The sequence below is a fragment of the Achromobacter sp. SIMBA_011 genome (genome assembly GCF_046535435.1).
GTDB lineage: Bacteria > Pseudomonadota > Gammaproteobacteria > Burkholderiales > Burkholderiaceae_B > Achromobacter > Achromobacter dolens.
In genome coordinates this window covers 156,139-172,542 of record NZ_JAWRWN010000006.1, presented here as the reverse complement: position 1 = coordinate 172,542, position 16,404 = coordinate 156,139, and the positions used below count along the sequence as shown (strand labels likewise).

Annotated in this window: 21 protein-coding genes; 16 read left to right on the top strand and 5 right to left on the bottom strand. The window is 67.5% G+C overall.

Features of this window, described 5'->3' with window-relative positions:
• Positions 1–93 precede the first annotated feature (93 nt).
• Entirely contained in the window at positions 94–348 is a 255-nt protein-coding gene (locus SB816_RS20720) for a hypothetical protein (protein WP_054503842.1), read from the top strand.
• Between the two features lie 242 nt (positions 349–590).
• On the top strand, positions 591–1,184 hold the full coding sequence (locus SB816_RS20715) for a YSC84-related protein (protein WP_054503841.1): 594 nt from the start codon (positions 591–593) through the stop codon (positions 1,182–1,184).
• A gap of 104 nt (positions 1,185–1,288) precedes the next feature.
• On the opposite strand, the gene SB816_RS20710 is transcribed toward SB816_RS20715, so the two are convergent.
• Positions 1,289–1,522 carry a hypothetical protein gene (locus SB816_RS20710; RefSeq protein ID WP_054432335.1) on the bottom strand — a complete coding sequence of 78 codons (234 nt, stop codon included), beginning with the start codon at positions 1,520–1,522 and terminating at the stop codon, positions 1,289–1,291.
• A gap of 100 nt (positions 1,523–1,622) precedes the next feature.
• Positions 1,623–2,093 carry an Lrp/AsnC family transcriptional regulator gene (locus SB816_RS20705; RefSeq protein WP_006388018.1) on the bottom strand — a complete coding sequence of 157 codons (471 nt, stop codon included), beginning with the start codon at positions 2,091–2,093 and terminating at the stop codon, positions 1,623–1,625.
• A 160-nt stretch (positions 2,094–2,253) separates the two neighbouring features.
• Between SB816_RS20705 and SB816_RS20700 the strand changes: the two genes are divergently transcribed.
• The 5 genes from SB816_RS20700 to SB816_RS20680 all read left to right on the top strand — a co-directional run bounded on the left by SB816_RS20700 (position 2,254) and on the right by SB816_RS20680 (position 5,511).
• Complete coding sequence (locus SB816_RS20700) at positions 2,254–3,165, top strand: DMT family transporter (RefSeq protein WP_064528659.1); 912 nt, start codon at positions 2,254–2,256, stop codon at positions 3,163–3,165.
• Positions 3,166–3,207: 42 nt separating this feature from the next.
• On the top strand, positions 3,208–3,432 hold the full coding sequence (locus tag SB816_RS20695; protein WP_006394087.1) for a hypothetical protein: 225 nt from the start codon (positions 3,208–3,210) through the stop codon (positions 3,430–3,432).
• A 293-nt stretch (positions 3,433–3,725) separates the two neighbouring features.
• Entirely contained in the window at positions 3,726–3,938 is a 213-nt protein-coding gene (locus SB816_RS20690) for a hypothetical protein (RefSeq protein WP_006218759.1), read from the top strand.
• A gap of 148 nt (positions 3,939–4,086) precedes the next feature.
• A complete protein-coding gene (locus tag SB816_RS20685; RefSeq protein ID WP_410547454.1) occupies positions 4,087–5,193 on the top strand; it encodes an AGE family epimerase/isomerase in 1,107 nt (368 codons plus the stop codon).
• 102 nt (positions 5,194–5,295) lie between these two features.
• Positions 5,296–5,511: a hypothetical protein gene (locus SB816_RS20680; RefSeq protein ID WP_006388022.1), complete on the top strand. Its 216-nt coding sequence runs from the start codon at positions 5,296–5,298 to the stop codon at positions 5,509–5,511.
• A 95-nt stretch (positions 5,512–5,606) separates the two neighbouring features.
• Here SB816_RS20680 and SB816_RS20675 read toward each other — a convergent pair whose 3' ends face one another.
• Positions 5,607–6,539: a LysR substrate-binding domain-containing protein gene (locus tag SB816_RS20675; RefSeq protein ID WP_054503838.1), complete on the bottom strand. Its 933-nt coding sequence runs from the start codon at positions 6,537–6,539 to the stop codon at positions 5,607–5,609.
• A 148-nt stretch (positions 6,540–6,687) separates the two neighbouring features.
• On the opposite strand from SB816_RS20675, the gene SB816_RS20670 reads away from it, so the two are divergent.
• The 8 genes from SB816_RS20670 to SB816_RS20635 all read left to right on the top strand — a co-directional run bounded on the left by SB816_RS20670 (position 6,688) and on the right by SB816_RS20635 (position 13,985).
• A complete protein-coding gene (locus tag SB816_RS20670) occupies positions 6,688–7,677 on the top strand; it encodes a Bug family tripartite tricarboxylate transporter substrate binding protein (protein WP_049074970.1) in 990 nt (329 codons plus the stop codon).
• 2 nt (positions 7,678–7,679) lie between these two features.
• On the top strand, positions 7,680–8,558 hold the full coding sequence (locus SB816_RS20665; RefSeq protein WP_410547453.1) for an N-formylglutamate amidohydrolase: 879 nt from the start codon (positions 7,680–7,682) through the stop codon (positions 8,556–8,558).
• 144 nt (positions 8,559–8,702) lie between these two features.
• Positions 8,703–9,023 carry a hypothetical protein gene (locus SB816_RS20660; RefSeq protein ID WP_054503836.1) on the top strand — a complete coding sequence of 107 codons (321 nt, stop codon included), beginning with the start codon at positions 8,703–8,705 and terminating at the stop codon, positions 9,021–9,023.
• A 109-nt stretch (positions 9,024–9,132) separates the two neighbouring features.
• Positions 9,133–10,164 (top strand): ABC transporter substrate-binding protein, encoded by a 1,032-nt coding sequence (locus SB816_RS20655; RefSeq protein ID WP_175167683.1) that lies wholly within the window; start codon positions 9,133–9,135, stop codon positions 10,162–10,164.
• Positions 10,151–11,170, top strand: a complete 1,020-nt coding sequence (locus tag SB816_RS20650; RefSeq protein ID WP_410547452.1) for an ABC transporter permease — start codon at positions 10,151–10,153, stop codon at positions 11,168–11,170. The genes SB816_RS20655 and SB816_RS20650 overlap by 14 nt, the downstream gene beginning before the upstream one ends.
• Positions 11,164–11,961, top strand: coding sequence for an ABC transporter ATP-binding protein (locus tag SB816_RS20645; RefSeq protein ID WP_054503833.1), 798 nt, complete (start codon positions 11,164–11,166; stop codon positions 11,959–11,961). The genes SB816_RS20650 and SB816_RS20645 overlap by 7 nt, the downstream gene beginning before the upstream one ends.
• Positions 11,955–13,385, top strand: coding sequence for a c-type cytochrome (locus SB816_RS20640; protein WP_302477717.1), 1,431 nt, complete (start codon positions 11,955–11,957; stop codon positions 13,383–13,385). Before SB816_RS20645 ends, SB816_RS20640 begins: the two co-directional genes overlap by 7 nt.
• A gap of 69 nt (positions 13,386–13,454) precedes the next feature.
• Positions 13,455–13,985: an OsmC family protein gene (locus SB816_RS20635; RefSeq protein WP_064528671.1), complete on the top strand. Its 531-nt coding sequence runs from the start codon at positions 13,455–13,457 to the stop codon at positions 13,983–13,985.
• A gap of 72 nt (positions 13,986–14,057) precedes the next feature.
• Here the strand turns inward: SB816_RS20635 and SB816_RS20630 are convergent, their stop codons facing one another.
• Positions 14,058–14,900, bottom strand: a complete 843-nt coding sequence (locus SB816_RS20630; RefSeq protein ID WP_064528673.1) for a LysR family transcriptional regulator — start codon at positions 14,898–14,900, stop codon at positions 14,058–14,060.
• Positions 14,901–15,008: 108 nt separating this feature from the next.
• Here SB816_RS20630 and SB816_RS20625 point away from each other — a divergent pair, with 108 nt between their 5' ends.
• Positions 15,009–15,995 (top strand): bile acid:sodium symporter family protein, encoded by a 987-nt coding sequence (locus SB816_RS20625; protein WP_063569750.1) that lies wholly within the window; start codon positions 15,009–15,011, stop codon positions 15,993–15,995.
• A gap of 4 nt (positions 15,996–15,999) precedes the next feature.
• Here the strand turns inward: SB816_RS20625 and SB816_RS20620 are convergent, their stop codons facing one another.
• Positions 16,000–16,386 carry a Rieske (2Fe-2S) protein gene (locus SB816_RS20620; RefSeq protein ID WP_410547451.1) on the bottom strand — a complete coding sequence of 129 codons (387 nt, stop codon included), beginning with the start codon at positions 16,384–16,386 and terminating at the stop codon, positions 16,000–16,002.
• Between the last annotated feature and the right edge of the window lie 18 nt (positions 16,387–16,404).

Sequence of the window (16,404 nt, the reverse complement as noted above, 5' to 3'; positions counted from 1 at the left end):
CTAGTACGCCATAACCCCTTGAAAACATTGCTTTTCAAGCCAAATTATTTTTGGCATATTGCGGCCGGGCAAAGCAGATTCAGGAGCGCAGGAATGAACCCGTGGCCGCAACGTCACATTGACGGCTTCGAAGTGATGTGTGAGGTGGTCAGTCTCGATGCCGGGGCGTTGGCGATAGAAGTCAGTGTGTCGCGGCCCGGCGAAACGGACTTCCAGCAGCGTTGGCCCTTGCCGCGTTTCGTGACGTTCGTGGACGCCGGTGTTGCCCGTCGGCACGCGGAACTGGTGTTGTCCGGCATCGTGTCGGTCGACCCGGCGACGGGCGAGCCGCGCTACGGCATTCTGTAGCGCGTGGTCGCCAAGCGGTGTCGATTGGCTTGCAGTCTGGTATCGAGACGAAGATTGACATACCAAATGTTGCCGCGCGCGGCGTGGCGCATGCATGTGCCGTCATGCGCCGCCGCCGCGCTCGGCACGATTTCGCGGATGGCGGCACGGTAGGTTTTGTTTCCTTTATCACAAGATGTGCCTTGCGCCCTTGTGTGCGCTCGGTACAGTGGACAACGGATGACAACAAAAAGGAGAGTTCCATGTTCGACACTTTTCCTCGTTTCCGCCGCGTCGGCATGGCCGCCGCGACAATCAGCGTCGCCGGCCTGCTGTTCGCCGGTTGCACCACCACCACGCCGCAGTCCAATGCCACGGCATCCGAACAACGGCAATCCATCAACAGCGCGGCCAACGCATCGCTGGGCAAGCTCTACCAGGCCGCGCCGCAATCCAAGGATCTGGTCGCGCGCGCCAAGGGCGTGCTGATCTTCCCTGACGTGTTGAGCGGCAGCTTCTTCATCGGCGCGCAACACGGCAAGGGCGTGCTGCGCGTGGGCGGCGCCAACGCCGGCTACTACAGCACCACCGCCGGCTCGATCGGCTTCCAGGCGGGCGCGCAGTCCAAGGCGATGTTCGTGCTGTTCATGACGGACGAGGCGTTGAACAAGTTCCGCAACAGCAATGGCTGGACGGTGGGCGCGGACGCCACGGTGGCGGTGGTGAACATCGGCGCCAACGGCCGTATCGACACCAACACCGCGCAGCAGCCGGTGGTGGGTTTCGTGCTCAACAACGGCGGCCTGATGGCGGGCGTGTCGCTGGAAGGCACCAAGATCGCGAAGATCGATATGTAAGGATCATCGATGCCCGGACAGTCACGTCCGGGCCATGCCGATGCCTGTGAGAAAAAAATGCCGCGGTGGCCAGCCGCGGCATTTTTTTGTGCGGGGTCGACGCGTCAGCGCAGGATGTCGTCGCCGTGATTGCGCACGGCGCTCTCGCGTTCGATTTCCGCCGCTTCGATCTTCGGATCCAGGCCGCGCCACCGCAGGATGCGGCCGCGTTCCTCGGCGGGTTCCCAACCCAGGATGCCGTAGCGCGTGATCTCGGTTTCGCCGGTGTCGAACGCCACTTCGAAGTAGCCCTGACGATCGGGTAGCGTGCTGCCGGGGAACCATTCGGTTTCAGGCATGGTGTGCTCCTTGCTAAGCGATGGAGGGACGCCGGCGCCGGCCGGAACCGGCGGCGGACCTTTTCATTTTGGGCTGGCCGGGGCGATCCCGCAAGCGCCGTCAACCAAGCGGCACGGCGGTGGTGTAGAGCACCTGCTTGAGCGCGAAGCTGGAGCGGATGCTGGCCACGCCGGGAATGCGCGTGATGTGTTCGACGATCAGCCGCTCGAGCGCATCGACGTCGGGCACCAGGGCGCGGATCAGGTAGTCGGCGTCGCCCGACATCAGATAGCACTCCATGATTTCCGGCAGCACCGCGATTTCGCGTTCGAACACGTCGAGCGCGGCCTTGCGCTGCTTGTCCAGCGAGATCTGGATGAACACGTTGACCTTCAAGCCGAGCTTGCGGGCGTTCAGCAGTGTGACGCGGCGGTCGATCAGGCCTTCGGTTTCAAGCCGGCGCACCCGCGCCAGACAGGGCGAGGCCGACAGATTCACGCGCGCGGCCAGCTCGACATTGGTGAGCCTCGCGTCGCGCTGGAGTTCGTTGAGGATACGGATGTCGGTGGCATCCAGGTTGATATCCGGCATAAGAGACCTGTAATTGTGTGGAGAACCATGCACTTGTGCTGAGTATGCATCGTATGGCGGCAAATTGAGGTGAAATATGCTGGGGTTTACCCTATAGACTACCGTTTTCTTTGGCGAATCGGCCAAAGCACGGAATATTCAAGCGGTAGCAGCAGTAGCGATGAGTCAGCACAGTACCTTGCGCAAGTTCTTGCCCCTGGCCGGGGCGGTCATGATCTGGGGCGGCAATTGGCCCGTCATGAAACTGGGCCTGGCGCACATGAGCCCGTTGTGGCTGGCGGCCAGCCGGTTCGGGTCGGCCGCGTTGATCAGCGCGGCGGTGCTGGCGCTGCTGGGACGGTTGCGGTTGCCGACGCGCCAGGAATGGCCGCTGGTGGCGGGCGTGGCCCTTTTGCAGATGGGCGCGTTCACCGCGCTGGCCTTGTGGGCATTGCAGTATGTGGCGCCGGGACGCGCATCGGTGATTGCCTACGCCACGTCGATCTGGGTCATTCCGCTGTCGTCGCTGGTGCTCAAGGAACGGCTGTCGCCGGCGCAGTGGCTGGCCACCGCGCTCAGCTACGCGGGCATCGGCGTGATCGTCGCGCCGGCCTTCAGCCCGTGGCAGGCGCATACCGTCATCGGCCTGGTGATGCTGCTGGGCGCCTCGTTTGCCTGGGCCTGCAACATCATCCAGTTGCGCGGCAATCGCCACGTGCGCCTGGGCGCCGACATGATTCCGTGGCAGACCGCGATCGCCACCGTGCCGCTGGCCGCGCTGGCCTGGCTGCGCGACGGCGCTCCGGCATTCCTGGGCGTGCCAGACGCCTGGCCGGTGATCCTGTACACCGGGCCATTGGCCACGGCGCTGACCTTCATCGTGGTGCTGGGCATGACGCAGAAACTGCCGCCGGTGGCGACCTCGATTGCGATGCTCTGCGTGCCGGTCATCGGCCTGATCGTGTCGTCGGTGGTGTTCCATGAACACCTCTCGCCAGACCTGATGCTTGGCCTGGGATTGATTGCGCTGAGCGTGGCCGCGTCGGCCGCGGCGGCGCGCGTGAAACGTCCGCTGGCGCTGCGGCCGTCGTAGGAGCGGCATGCTATCGTTGCGGTATTGAACTGAGAGTCACGCATGGCATTGCATCGTTTCGAGAAAGGCGAACTGGGACATTGGCTGCGCATCGTTGCCGACAATTCGGAACCGGGCGCCGTCCAGACCACCGTGCCCGCGCATGTGGCCGAAGCCTTGCAGACGCTGCGCTGTATCGATCCCGGCCCCGACGGCGCCTGGCGGATCACTGAAAAGGGCAAGCTGGCGCTGCGCATGGAAGAGCCCGGCGCCATCCATCTGCGTTAATCCCGATTTCCACTGCATGTTTGTGACGGCGTTGGCGCGTCACGAATTGGTGCATTTATTGCGAATGTCTGCGCGTTCCAATCGAGCGCGCGGCCGGGCTCATCCAGATGGGCTACGGGAATCTCCTGAGACGGTTTGTTCGATTTGGCAGCGTCCGGACGTATCGCCGCCAGCATGTCGCCGGTAAGATGAACTTGCGTGACGAATTCAGGTCTATTCATTTGCGCGGGAATTCTGCACCCGCTACGTCACGCGTGGTTCACGCGTTTAGGTAACCGACTGGGAGGTAGCACATGCAGCATCGTGACCAGGAAGTACTGATCGACGTTTCCACAGCGGCCATGGATACCGGCGGATATGGCGTATTGCTGACGGTAACGGCTGAGGGCGGCACCGAAGTGGATGCCGCGTTTTCCCACTTGGGTAACTGCGCTTCGTTGGACGAAGCACGCGATCGCGCGGAAATATTCGCGCAGAACTGGGTCGAGGAAAACATCTTCCGATAGGCGCTCCGCGCTTGAAGGAAGCTGAACGGCTGTACCGGTCTGTGTGCGCATGACGCTCAGAATGGCGTTCCAGAGATGGCGGCGGAAATTTCGGTTATCGTCGCTGCTTCAAAACAAATGGCTCTCATCGGGCCTGCGTCATTCCAAGATGACTGCCGCACAGACCAATTCCGCGCTGGCGGAGCACATCAACGCTTTTCACGAGCATTTCGACTCGGTCATCCTGCCCATGTGGATGGGGCGGGGCTTCAATGACGCCTTGGGTCTTCCCTTCGAATCCCTGGATGCCGCCACCGGCGAGCCGCTGCCCGCCGAGCGCTATCGCGCCATGGCCTGCGCGCGTCAGTTGTATGTGTATGCAGGCGCGCCGGGCGCCGCCGCGGGCGCGCATGCCGACCGCTTGTTCGCCTCGATGTGCCGCGTGTTCCGCGATGAGGAGCATGGCGGCTGGCGCTACAGCGTGGATGCGGACGGCCGGCCGCTCGACCCGACGCAGGACCTGTATACCCATGCCTTCATTGTGTTCGCCTGCGCCGCGTATTTCCGCCGTTCGCGCAACGCGCAGGCGCGCAAGCTGCTGCTGGCCACGGCCGAGACCATCGAATCGCGCTTCAGGATGAGCGACGGGCGCTATCAAGCCGCGCTGAGCCATGATTGGGGCGAGGCGTTGCGCGGGCCTGCACAGAATCCCATGATGCACCTGACCGAGGCCTACCTGGCCGCGGCCCAGGTAGCTGAGCCGGCGCTGTTCGCGGCCCGCCTGCGCGGCCTGGCGCAGGTCATGAGCCAGGTGTTCCTGAGCGCGCCGACGCAGTGCATTGCCGAACTGCCGCAGGGCACGCCTGGCAATCGCATCGAGCCGGGCCACCAGTTCGAGTGGCTGTCGCTGGTGCGCGAGTCGGCCGAGGTGTTCGACGCCCTCGATCTGCTGGAGTCGCTGCCGCGCGGCGTGCACTGGGCCCGTGGCCACGGCGTGGACGCGGGGGGCGTGCTGGCCGCACTGGACGAGCGGGGCGCGGTGCTGGACGACACCCGCCGGATCTGGGCGCAGACCGAGTACCTGCGCGTGCTGGCGGTGCTGGGCGACCTGCCGGCGTTGAACCAGGCGCTGGCCGGCTTTCGCGCCCGTTTCCTGCACCCCGGCGGCTGGTACGAATGCCTGGACCGTGAGGGCGCGGTGGCGCGGGCGGATATGCCGTCGACCTCGCCCTACCACCTCGCAACCTGCCTGGCGGCCTTGCCAGCCGTTGTTTAATTGCGCCGTTAACAATTTTTGTCTAACCGGGAATAGGTTTTTATAGAAAAAAATTGGTGAAATCCCTTACAATTTGGTAACCAAGTTATTGGGGAAGCATCAATGAGCGTTATGTGCTTGGCTTGCCAACGCATCAACCCCGGGTTGGCGGGTGTCGCACCGCATTCGCACCTGGGGCATCAGGGATTCACCAACCCGACTCAGAAGGGCCGTGAGGAAAGCCGCGAGGACCATTTTCGCTGCTTGAACTGCGGCGCGAAGTGGCTGCGCGAGACGGACAAGTGGGGCGTGGACCTGGGATTCAAACTGGCGCCCTGACGCGCCGCAACACGCCGGCCGAGAGGCCGCGAATCGCCTGTCATGATCGGGCCCCTGTCGGGGCTCGTTTTGTTTTGTAACGTATCGTCGTAATCTCAGGCCGGCGGCTCGACTGTGGCTTCGGGATCCTGTCCGGCGGTATCGAGAAGCCACTCGCGGAAACAGGCCAGGGCGTAGTGGTCGCGCCGTTGCGGCGGGGCGCACAGGTGATAGCCGCGCGCGATGGCGATGCGCAGATCGGGGAAGGGGGCGGCCACGCGGCCGGCCTGCAGGTCGTCCTGCACCAGGCAGCGTTGCAGCACGGCGATGCCCATGTCGGCCATGACGGCGCGCACCAGGATGCTGACCTGGTCGAAACCGCTGGCAAGCTTGAGCGGGGCGCGGCGCACGCCAGCGGCCTCGAACCAGCGGTCCCAGTTGTCCTGGCCGTTGGCGTGGTACAGCAACGGCTCGCCGAGCAGGCCCGCGGGGCTGTCCCACAGGCCCGCGGCACGACGGGCGGCCAACCGGGCGGGGCTGCAGATGGCGATCATTTCGCGGCCGATCACGTAGTCGGCCTGCCAGCCAGGCCATTGGCCGGCCACGCCCGAGAGGATGCTGGCGTCGGGCGTGGCGCCCGAGAAATCCTCGTTGCGGCGGTAGGCCGCGAAATCCAACTGGATTTCGGGATGACGCCGATGGAAGTCGGGCAGGCGCGGCACCAGCCAGGCGCTGGCCAGGGTCGGCACGCTGGACAGCGTCAGCCGCAGGCGGCGGTCGTCGGCGCGCAGTTCGGCGCTGAGCGCCTCGATGGCCTGCAGCGGCGCCAGGCCGCCTTCGTAGAGCTTGCGGCCGGTTTCGGTCAGGGTCAGCCCATGAGCGTTGCGGCGCATCAGCGGCTGGCCGAAATGTGCTTCGAGCCGCGCGATGGCGCGGCTGACGGCGCCCTGGGTCACGCACAGGGTCTCGGCCGCCTGCGTGAAGCTGCCCAGCCGCGCCGCCGTCATGAAGGCGTGCAGTTCGGACATGGACGGCGAATGCAGGCGCATGGCGCGACGGGTTCCAGCAGGGCGCGAGCGCGGCCCTAGCATGAGCGTTGGTAATGAAGGCGTGCAATATAGTCGTTTGAAAGCGGATCGTAAAGTTCGGACACTGGCGGCCTCGCAGCAAGCCCTGCACCTTTTCCGGAGTCGCTCCATGTCCCGCCGCTTTTTCGGCTGTTCCGCGCGCATCGCGCTTGCCGGCGTCTGCGCCGCGCTGTCTTTCGCTGGTCCGGCGCACGCCGCCGACTATCCTTCCCGCCCCATCAAGCTGGTGGTGCCGTTCGCCGCGGGCGGTTCGACCGACATCGTGGCGCGCCTGGTGGCCGAGTACGCCGGCCGCGACCTGAAGCAGACCATCGTGGTCGAGAACAAGGCTGGCGCGGGCGGTTCGCTCGGCATGGAGCAGGTGGCGCGTTCGACCGCCGACGGCTACACCATCGGCATGGCGACGATGAGCACGCACGGTTCCAATCCGGCGGTCTACCGCAAGATGAACTACGACCCGCTCAAGGACTTCGAGCCGGTGGCCAACGTGCTGGCCGTGCCCAGCATCTTCGCGATCAATCCGCAGGTCCCCGCCAAGAACATGGCCGAGTTCGTCGCCCTGGCCAAGGGACAGGCGGACAAGTACAGCTTCGCCTCGCCGGGCGTGGGATCGCTGGGGCACGTGAACATCGAGAACTTCATGATGCTGGCCGGCATCAAGCTGCTGCACGTGCCGTATCGCGGCGCGGGCCCGGCGCTCAATGACGTGATGGGCGGGCAGGTGGACGCCATCACCGACAACCTGTCCTCGACCTTGCCGCAGGTGCTGGGCGGCAAGCTGCGGCCGCTGGCGGTGTTGGGCGCCGAACGCTCGCCGCTGCTGCCGGACGTGCCGACCTATATTGAACTGGGCTATCCCGACATGGGCACGGGCGGCTGGTTCGGCCTGGTGGCGCCGGCCGGCACGCCGCCGGCGGTGGTCGAGCGCCTGAACCAGGCCGTGCGCGCGGCGATGCAGGATCCGGAGTTCCGCAAGAAGGCCGAGGACGTCGGTGGTACGCTGATGCCGACCACGCCGCAGGAATTCAAGGTCCAGATCGAACAGGCCCTGGCGCGCTACGCCAAAGTCGCCAAGGCCGCCAACATCCAGGCTGACTGACGATGACGAACGCCGACTTCCAAGCCGTTTCCGTGCATGCCCCGACCGCGCCGGCGCTGCCGCTGGTGTGTGATTCGCCGCACAGCGGCGAGCGATATCCCGCCGATTTCGGTGCCGCGGCCAGCCTGGCGCAACTGCGCCAGGGCGAGGACACGCACGTGGACGCCTTGTGGTCGGCGGCGCCGGCATTGGGCGCCACGCTGGTGGCGGCGCACTTTCCGCGCGTCTACATCGATCCCAACCGCACGCTGCGCGATCTGGATCCGGAGCTGCTGGCCGAGCCCTGGCCCGAGCCGCTCGACCCCGGCGAGAAGACCCGCCTGGGCAAGGGCCTGATCTGGCGCCGCATGGACAAGGCCACGCCGATCTACGACCGCAAGCTGTCGCTGGCCGAAGTGCGCCACCGCATCCAGGCGTACTACGAGCCGTATCACGCGGCGCTGGCGCAGGCCATCGAAACCGCGCAACGCGATTTCGGCGCGGTCTGGCACCTGAACCTGCACTCGATGCCGAACGACGCCTACGAACGCCTGGGCCGGGAGAGCGCGCATCCGCTGGCGGACTTCGTGCTGGGCGATCGCGACGGCACCACCTGCGAACCGGAATTCATCGCGCTGATCGAGACGGCGCTGCGCGACCGCGGCTACACGGTGGCGCGCAACGATCCCTACAAGGGCGTGCAGTTGATTGCGCAGATCGGCCAGCCGGCGTTGAACCGCCACAGCCTGCAGATCGAGATCCGGCGTCCGCTGTACATGGACGAGGTTACGCGCGAACGCAATGAGGGCTTCGAGCCGCTGCGCGCGGACCTGTCGCAGGTACTGGCGCAAGTGGCGGAATATGTGCGCTCGCGCATGGTCGCCATATCGTCGACAAAATAGACTCGGTTGAATATTGTGTGGCCGCTCGGCCGCGATTGAGATCAATCAATCGCGGCCGCGCCTCCGCTTAAGTTTCCCGACGCCGGGCCGTTGTCGCTAACAACGAGCTGCGCCGCCGATTGGCGCGGCCTAAAGGAAACCGGTATGGCCGAGAAGATCATCAATGGTTTTTCCGTCGTGGCGTATGCGACACAACCCGAGGGGCGCATCCCGGCGCGCGCCTTCCTGGAAACGCGACGGTTGCCGGCCAAGGGCGATGCCGCGGCCAAGCCTGCGCCGCAAGCGGATCAGGACGAGGACGGCGAGACGCAGGATGACGCGGATGAGCCGGAAAGCCTGGCCTTCGAGATCTTCGTGACGCGCCGTTTTCGCGGGGCGGTCGAAGCGATGTCGGCGGCGCGCAACGCGCTGGATCGCGTCAAGTCCGTGGATGAGCACGGCGTGCCGGATCACCTGCCGGACTGACGCAGCCCATATTGTTATCCCCACTTTGTATTTGTCGAACGCCTGAGCACGGGCCGATGATGCCGCATGGCAAGCATCGCCATTCACAGTCTGCTCAAAAGGAAGGTTGATGAATACGAACGTCCAAGCGCGCGCCAATCCGGCGCGCGGTATTTCGCGCCGCTCGTTGCTGCGCGCGGCGACCGTGGCCGGCCTGGCCGCGCCGCTCGGCATGCTGGGATCGCGGGTGCTGGCGGCCAATGGCGCGCCGCGCACCTATAAGATCGCGTGGAGCCAGACCGCGGTGTGCCAGTCGCCAGTCTCGGTGGCGCTGGAGCGCGGCTTCTTCGACAAGTACAACCTCAAGGTCGAACGCATCAATTTCAGCGGCTCGACCGATCAATTGCTCGAAGCCATCGCCACCGGCCACGCCGACGGCGGCATCGGCATGGCGCTGCGCTGGCTCAAGCCGCTGGAGCAGGGCTTCGACGTCAAGCTGGCGGTGGGCACGCATGGCGGCTGCATGCGCCTGCTGACGGCGGCGGATTCGCCGGTCAAGCGCGTGCAGGACCTGAAGGGCCGCCGCGTCGCGGTGTCGGATCAGGCCAGCCCGGTGAAGAACTTTTTCGCGATCCGCGTGGCGCAACTGGGCATCGATCCGGAATCGGTGGACTGGCGCCAGTATCCGCAGGACCTGTTCGGCGAGGTGCTGAGAAAGGGGGAAGTCGATGCGATCGCGGGCGATGATCCGCTGATCTACACGCTGCGCGAGGACAACAAGCTGCGCGAGATCGCCACCAACATCGAGGGCGACTACGAGAATCGCACCTGCTGCGTGCTGGGCTTGCGCGGCGACCTGGTGCGCAATGATCCCGAGTCGGCGGCGGCCATCACGCGCGCCGTGATCGACGCGCAACGCTGGACCGCGTCCAACCCCGACGAGACCGCGCGCATCTTCGCGCCGTACGTGCCGGGCAAGGTGCCGGCCGAGCGCGTGGCGGCGATTCTGCGCAGCCACAGCCATGGCCATGCGTCGACCGGCGCAGCGCTGCGCGACGAGATCGTGGGTTATGCCAAGGACCTGAAGACGATCAAGGTGCTCAGCGCCAACCTCGACATCAACAAGTACGCGCAAGCGGTGGTGCCCAATGTCCTCGGCTGACGCGCTGGCGGTGGCCGCGTTGCGCGGCGCGCCGGCCGCCGTGCATCCCTGGCGCCTGTGGAAGACTGGCGTGGTCGCGGCGGCGCTGTGGGCCGCGGTGGGCGCGGTGACGTTGCGCTGGCCCAACGTCGAGGTGGGTTTCGTTTCGTGGGGGTATACGCGGGAATTCGGCATCGCGGCGCTGGTGCTGGCGGCATTGCTGCTGCTGGTGGCGGTGGCCGGCGCTGGCCGGCGCCGGCCGGCGCGTGCGCTGCATCGCGGCGGGCCGTGGCTGGTGCTGCTGGCGCTGGCGGTTGGGGCGTGGGAGATCGCGACGGCCAAGCTGGCGTTGCTGCCCAGCCCGTTCTTCGCGCCGCCGCAGTCGCTGATCGAGGTCTACGCGACCGACTACAAGCGGCTGGCGGACAGCCTGGGCAATTCGCTGTGGCTGCTGCTCAATGGCTTCGGCCTGGGCGCGGCGGCGGGCTTCCTGACGGGCGTGGCGATCGGCTGGTCGCGCGGCCTGGGATACTGGGTGCATCCGGTGCTGCGGTTCCTGGGGCCGGTGCCGTCGACGGCGCTGCTGCCGATGGCGTTCTTCTTCTTTCCGTCGGGTTGGTCGGCGGCGGTGTTTCTGATCGCCCTGGCGACGTGGTTTCCGGTCACGGTGTTGACGTGGTCGGGCGTGGCCGGCGTGAACCGCGCCTATTACGACGTGGCGCGCACCATGGGCGCGAGCGAGTGGTTTCTGGTGCTGCGGGTGGCGATTCCAGCGGCGTTGCCGCAGGTGTTCGTCGGACTGTTCATGGGGCTGGGCGCGTCTTTCTCGGTGCTCGTGGCGGCCGAGATGATGGGCGTCAAGTCCGGCTTGGGCTGGTACCTGTCGTGGGCGCAGGGGTGGGCCTCGTACGCCAACATGTACGGCGCGCTGATCGTGATGGCGCTGGTGTTCTCGGGACTGATCACGCTGCTGTTCGCGGGGCGCGACCGCCTGCTGGCCTGGCAGAAGGGAGTGGTGAAATGGTAGTGGCGGCACTGGAAGGCACGGCGGCATCCGCGGCGCGCGGCGCGGCGCTGGCGGTGCGCGGCGTAAACCATCGCTTCGAGCTGGACGGCGCGGCGTTGCCGGTGCTGGACGACATTGACCTGGAGGTGCGGCCCGGCGAATTCGTCGCGCTGCTGGGCCCCAGCGGCTGCGGCAAGTCGACCCTGCTGCGGCTGGTGGCGGGGCTGGAGCCGCCGGCGCAGGGGGATCTGCTGGCCGATGACGAGCCGATAGACGGGCCATCGCCATCGCGCATCGTGGTGTTCCAGGATCCGACGCTGTATCCATGGCGCACGGTCTGGCACAACGTGGCGCTCGGCCTGCAGGCGCGGGGTCTGTTGAAGACGCAGCGCGCCCGCGTCGACGACGCGTTGCAGCGCGTGGGCCTGGCGGCCTTCGGCCAGGCCTATCCGCACCAACTGTCGGGCGGCATGGCGCAGCGCGCGGCATTGGCGCGCGCGCTGGTGAACGATCCGCGCATCCTGATCCTGGACGAGCCGCTGGGCAAGCTCGATTCGCTGACGCGGATCGCGATGCAGTCCGAGCTGGTGGAACTGTGGCAGCGCAGCGGTTTCACCGCCTTGCTGGTAACGCACGACGTGGAAGAGGCGCTGTTCATGGCATCGCGCATCATCGTGCTGAGCGAGCGGCCGGCGCGCATCAAGGACGAGATCGTCAATGACCTGCCGTATCCGCGCCATCGCGGCGATCCGCGCCTAGCCGAGCTGCGGCGCCGCGCGCTGGCGTTGTTGGGACTGGATGCGACGTGGTGAGCAACGCGGGGTTGGCGCTGGCTGTCGCGGTGGCGCCGGCCAGCATGCTGGCGTGCCTGGCCGCCGCCCGCCGACGCGCCGACGGTCAGGCGATCACGGCCGGCCTGCCGTTGCCCGTGCTGGCGGCGCTGGCCCTGGCGGCCGCGATTGGCGTGGTGGCGCTGGGCTGGCAGCGAACGCAGGGGGCGCCCGGGCTGTTGGGGTCTCGGCTCGGACACCTGGCGTTGGCCGCGGCGGCGTTGTTGTTGCTGGCGGGGCTGGCCGCCGCCTGGCTGCATAGCCGCGCGCCGGAACGCGCGGCGCGGGCCGAGTGGCGCCGGGCCGGCGCCACGCTGCTGGGCACGATGGCGCTGCTGGCGGCGTTGCTGGCCGTGGCGATTGCCTGGCAGTCGGATGAAGCGCTGGCGATCGCGCATTGGCCGTTCGCGTGGCGCTACGACGCCGACCTGCCGGTCAGCGGCCACACCTGGCGCCGCCTGTGGCTGGCGCTGGGATTGACGCTGGTGGCGCTGGCGCTGCTGACCGCGGCTTTGTTCGCGCGGCGCGGCAGGCTGGTATTGCTGACGGCCGCCGCGGGATTGTTGGCCAGCGCCAGTTGGCCCGCGCCGCGGCTCTTGTTGACGGAGGCGACGCACACGTCCTATCAGCGTTCGCCGCTGGTGTTTTCGGATGACAACCTGCTGCGGGGCGCGCGCCTGTACCAGGCGCATTGCGCGGCTTGCCATGGGGTCCGGGCGGATGGGCGCGGCGTGCTCGCGGCCGCACTGCCCGCCTGGCCCAGCGTGCTGGGCGCGGCGCTGTTCGACAATCGGCTGGAGGGCGAGTTGCATGCGCGCCTGGCGCGCGAGGGCGCGGCGCACGGCGGCGCGGTGGCGCCAGGGAAGGCGCTGTCGCCGGACCAGGTCTGGCTGGTGCTGGACTATCTTCGCGTGCAGGCCTATGGCGTCAGCGGCGGCGCGGGGATGCCGGCGATTCCGGCGCCGGTGGTGGCGTTGGCCTGCCGCGATGGGCGCGCCGTCACGTTGTCGGAGCTGCGCGGCCTGCCGGTGCGGGTGGCGGCCTTCCGCCCCGGCGCGCCGCCAGAGCCCCTGGATCCGCGCCTGCTCACCGTCGCATTGACGCGCGGCGGCACACCGGCGGCGGACGCCGATTGCGTGGCGGCGAGTGAGGCGGCGTGGGAGGCCTATGCGCTGGCCGCGGGCGTGGCGCCGGCCGACCTGGCGGGCGCGCAGTTCATGGTGGACCGGCGCGGCTGGCTGCGGGCGCGACGGCTGCCGGGCGCGGCGCCGGCCTGGACCAGCGCGGACAACGTCTGCGGTCCGGGCGGGCGCATGGAGAACACCTCGGCCCAGGGACTGGGCGCGCTGTTGCAGGCGATGGATCGTTCCCCCATCGATATTCCGGATACGCGGCGCAGGCATTGACGCGCCATCGCGCGGCGTGGCGGCCGGGCATCTTTTCCTTTCACCCTTTACTACCGCGAGGCAGGCAAGATGAGTACGTTGAACGAATACCTGGGCCAGAAGCGCGAGGCGGTGCTGGCGCGCAATGCGCGTGATCCGGGCACGGTGACGCCGGTGAAGCTGCGCGCGCATGTCAGCGCCGAAGGGCGCAGCGGCGTGCGCCGCATACGCATCCGCGACCATCAGGTGGTGAGCGACAGCCCGGCGGATTTCGCCGGCTACGACCTGGGACCGAGTTCGCCGGAGCTGCTGCTGGGATCGCTGGGCAGTTGCCTGACGCACATCTTCCTGATCAAGGCGGCCGAGCTGGAGTTGCCGCTGGACTCGCTGGAAGTCGAGATCGAAGGCGACCTGGATCCGCGCGGCGGCAAGCCGGGCTATGAGAAGGTGCCGTTCTACCCGCACAACATCCGCTACACGGCGCACATCGTGTCGCCGGCCGATCCGCAGGCGGTGCGGGCGGTGCATGAGGCGGTGGAGCAGTGGTGCCCGATCCTCAACCTGCTCAAGCAACCGCAGCCGCTGCAAGGCAGCGTGCGGCACACCCGGCCGGGGGCTTGAGCGGCGGCCATTCGCGCTGCGCGTGGCGCGCCGGCCGGGCCGGGGCGCCAGGCCAGGCCGATGGAGAAGGGTTCAGGTCAGCGAGCTGCGCATCAGGATCTCGGTCAAGGCCCGGGTGGGCTTGTTGGGCGTGGGCGCCGAGATGACGATGAATTCGACCTGCGGCAGCGCCGGCAGGGCCAGCGCGCCGGCCGGCGCGGCCAGCCCGGCGGTGGAAAGGTGCGAAGGCTGGACGGTGATGCCCAGGCCGGCGCGGGCGGCCGCCTGGCAGCCGGCATAGCTGGTGCTGGTACAGACGATCTGCCAGCCGCGGCCGGCGCGCGCCAGCGCATCCAGCGCCAGGGTGCGGGTGACGCTCGGCTCGCGCAGCAGGATCAGCGGCAGCGGCGCGTCCGACGCCAGGCGCAGCCCTTCCTTGGCGCGCCACAGCAGGGCCTCCTTGTGCAGGGTCTGGCCGCGGCGGTCGCCGCGGCGGCGCTTGCCGATCATCACGTCCAGGCCGTTGTCGTCCAGCAGTCGGTAGAGGTCGCTGGTGACGCCGATGGTGATGTCCAGCTCCACTTCGGGATGCGCCTGTCGGAACGCGGCCAGCACGTCGGGCAGCGGCCCCATCGCCAGGTCGTCGGAGGTGCCGAGCCGTACGCGGCCGCGCAGCCGCGGGGCGTCGAACAGCCGTTCGGCGCGCTCGTGCGCGTCGAGGATGATCTCGGCATGCACCAAGAGGCTGCGGCCGTCGCTGGTCAGGGCCAGCGAGTGGGTGTCGCGCAGGAACAGGCGGCGGTTCAGGGCCAGCTCCAGTTGGCGGATGTGTTCGCTGACGGTGGGCTGGGTCAGGCCGAGGCGGCGCGCCGCCTCGCTGAAGCTGGGCGCGCCCGCGGCGGCGGCGAAGGTCTTGAGCCAGAGCGGATTGAGCATGGCGGCCTGCTTATAGGAAAGTCCGATAGCAGCTAAAGTAACCAGCGGCCTTCACGATAGCAAGCGGCGCGCCTATAGTTTCCGCAACCTTCCCGGAAACCTCCCGCCATGCGCCGCTTCCTGCCTGACCAGTTCACCCTCATCCTGATCGCCACCGTGGCGTTCGCCAGCTTTTTCCCCGCCGTGGGCAAGGGCGCGTCGTTCATGATGGTGGCCAGCAACGTGGCGATTTCGCTGCTGTTCTTCCTGCACGGCGCGCGCCTGTCGACGGACGCGATCGTGGCCGGGGTCAAGGACGTGCGGCTGCATGCGCTGATCCTGGGCTGCACCTTCATCCTGTTCCCGGCGCTGGGGCTGGCGCTGCGGGCCGTGTTTCCCGGGCTGCTGACGCCGTCGCTGTGGCTGGGCGTGATCTTCGTGTGCACGCTGTCCTCCACGGTGCAGTCGTCGATCGCCTTCACGTCGATGGCGCGCGGCAACGTGCCGGGCGCCATTTGCGCGGCCACTGCATCCAACCTGCTGGGCACGGTGCTGACGCCGCTGCTGGTGGCGGTGCTGCTGCATCGCCAGGGCGGCGGCCACGGCCTGGCCGATGCGGGGCGCATCCTGCTGCAGTTGCTGCTGCCGTTCGCGGTGGGCAGCCTGCTGCGGCCGTGGATCGGCGCCTGGGCGCAGCGCAACAGCCGCGTCCTGTCGAAGGTGGATCGCAGTTCGATCCTGCTGGCGGTCTATACCGCGTTCAGCGAAGCGGTGGCGCAGGGCATCTGGCACGCGTTCCCGGCGATAGACCTGGCGACCATGGTGCTGGTCAATGCGTTGCTGCTGGGGGCGGTGCTGCTGATCACGACGTGGGGCAGCCGCAAGCTGGGACTGTCCAAGGAGAACGAGATCACGTTGGTGTTCTGCGGCTCAAAGAAGTCGCTGGCGTCCGGCATTCCGCTGGCCACCGTGCTGTTCGGCACCTCGCAGATGGGCATTGTGGTGCTGCCGCTGATGATCTTCCACCAGATGCAGTTGATGGTCTGCGCGGTGCTGGCGCGCCGCTATGCCGATCGCGCCGAACCGGCGCAGGCGGCCGAACCGGCCCGCGCCTGACGTATCAGGCGTCGCTGGCAAGCGGCTGGATCTTGCCGCTGGGCTGCCAGTAGACGGCGCCGTCGCGCTCCTGAACCGTCAGCACCGTGAGGCGCCCGTTCTTGCAGGGGCCGCCCACGCACAGGCCGGTGTCGGGCTGGTAGGTGGCGCCGTGGCGCGCGCACATGATCAGGTCGCCGGCGCGCGTGAAAAAACTGCCTTCCCAGTCGAGTTCCACGCCCACGTGCGCGCAGCGGTTCAGATAGCCATGGACCCGGTCCTGGTAGCGCACGAAGAACGCCGTGGTCTTCCCGGCGCTGTCGGAGACCGGCAGTTTGACGCCCAGCCCGCCATTGACCAGGTCGGTGGCGGCGCAGACGCGGACTTCGGGAGCGATACGGGAATCCTGCATGGAAGGCCTTGGAATCAA

Bases quoted from the DNA above. Each gene is read 5' to 3' on its own strand.
- SB816_RS20720 (WP_054503842.1), top strand. From the start codon at position 94: ATGAACCCGTGGCCGCAACGTCACATTGACGGCTTCGAAGTGATGTGT.
- SB816_RS20715 (WP_054503841.1), top strand. From the start codon at position 591: ATGTTCGACACTTTTCCTCGTTTCCGCCGCGTCGGCATGGCCGCCGCG.
- SB816_RS20710 (WP_054432335.1), bottom strand. From the start codon at position 1,522: ATGCCTGAAACCGAATGGTTCCCCGGCAGCACGCTACCCGATCGTCAG.
- SB816_RS20705 (WP_006388018.1), bottom strand. From the start codon at position 2,093: ATGCCGGATATCAACCTGGATGCCACCGACATCCGTATCCTCAACGAA.
- SB816_RS20700 (WP_064528659.1), top strand. From the start codon at position 2,254: ATGAGTCAGCACAGTACCTTGCGCAAGTTCTTGCCCCTGGCCGGGGCG.
- SB816_RS20695 (WP_006394087.1), top strand. From the start codon at position 3,208: ATGGCATTGCATCGTTTCGAGAAAGGCGAACTGGGACATTGGCTGCGC.
- SB816_RS20690 (WP_006218759.1), top strand. From the start codon at position 3,726: ATGCAGCATCGTGACCAGGAAGTACTGATCGACGTTTCCACAGCGGCC.
- SB816_RS20685 (WP_410547454.1), top strand. From the start codon at position 4,087: ATGACTGCCGCACAGACCAATTCCGCGCTGGCGGAGCACATCAACGCT.
- SB816_RS20680 (WP_006388022.1), top strand. From the start codon at position 5,296: ATGAGCGTTATGTGCTTGGCTTGCCAACGCATCAACCCCGGGTTGGCG.
- SB816_RS20675 (WP_054503838.1), bottom strand. From the start codon at position 6,539: ATGCGCCTGCATTCGCCGTCCATGTCCGAACTGCACGCCTTCATGACG.
- SB816_RS20670 (WP_049074970.1), top strand. From the start codon at position 6,688: ATGTCCCGCCGCTTTTTCGGCTGTTCCGCGCGCATCGCGCTTGCCGGC.
- SB816_RS20665 (WP_410547453.1), top strand. From the start codon at position 7,680: ATGACGAACGCCGACTTCCAAGCCGTTTCCGTGCATGCCCCGACCGCG.
- SB816_RS20660 (WP_054503836.1), top strand. From the start codon at position 8,703: ATGGCCGAGAAGATCATCAATGGTTTTTCCGTCGTGGCGTATGCGACA.
- SB816_RS20655 (WP_175167683.1), top strand. From the start codon at position 9,133: ATGAATACGAACGTCCAAGCGCGCGCCAATCCGGCGCGCGGTATTTCG.
- SB816_RS20650 (WP_410547452.1), top strand. From the start codon at position 10,151: ATGTCCTCGGCTGACGCGCTGGCGGTGGCCGCGTTGCGCGGCGCGCCG.
- SB816_RS20645 (WP_054503833.1), top strand. From the start codon at position 11,164: ATGGTAGTGGCGGCACTGGAAGGCACGGCGGCATCCGCGGCGCGCGGC.
- SB816_RS20635 (WP_064528671.1), top strand. From the start codon at position 13,455: ATGAGTACGTTGAACGAATACCTGGGCCAGAAGCGCGAGGCGGTGCTG.
- SB816_RS20630 (WP_064528673.1), bottom strand. From the start codon at position 14,900: ATGCTCAATCCGCTCTGGCTCAAGACCTTCGCCGCCGCCGCGGGCGCG.
- SB816_RS20625 (WP_063569750.1), top strand. From the start codon at position 15,009: ATGCGCCGCTTCCTGCCTGACCAGTTCACCCTCATCCTGATCGCCACC.
- SB816_RS20620 (WP_410547451.1), bottom strand. From the start codon at position 16,386: ATGCAGGATTCCCGTATCGCTCCCGAAGTCCGCGTCTGCGCCGCCACC.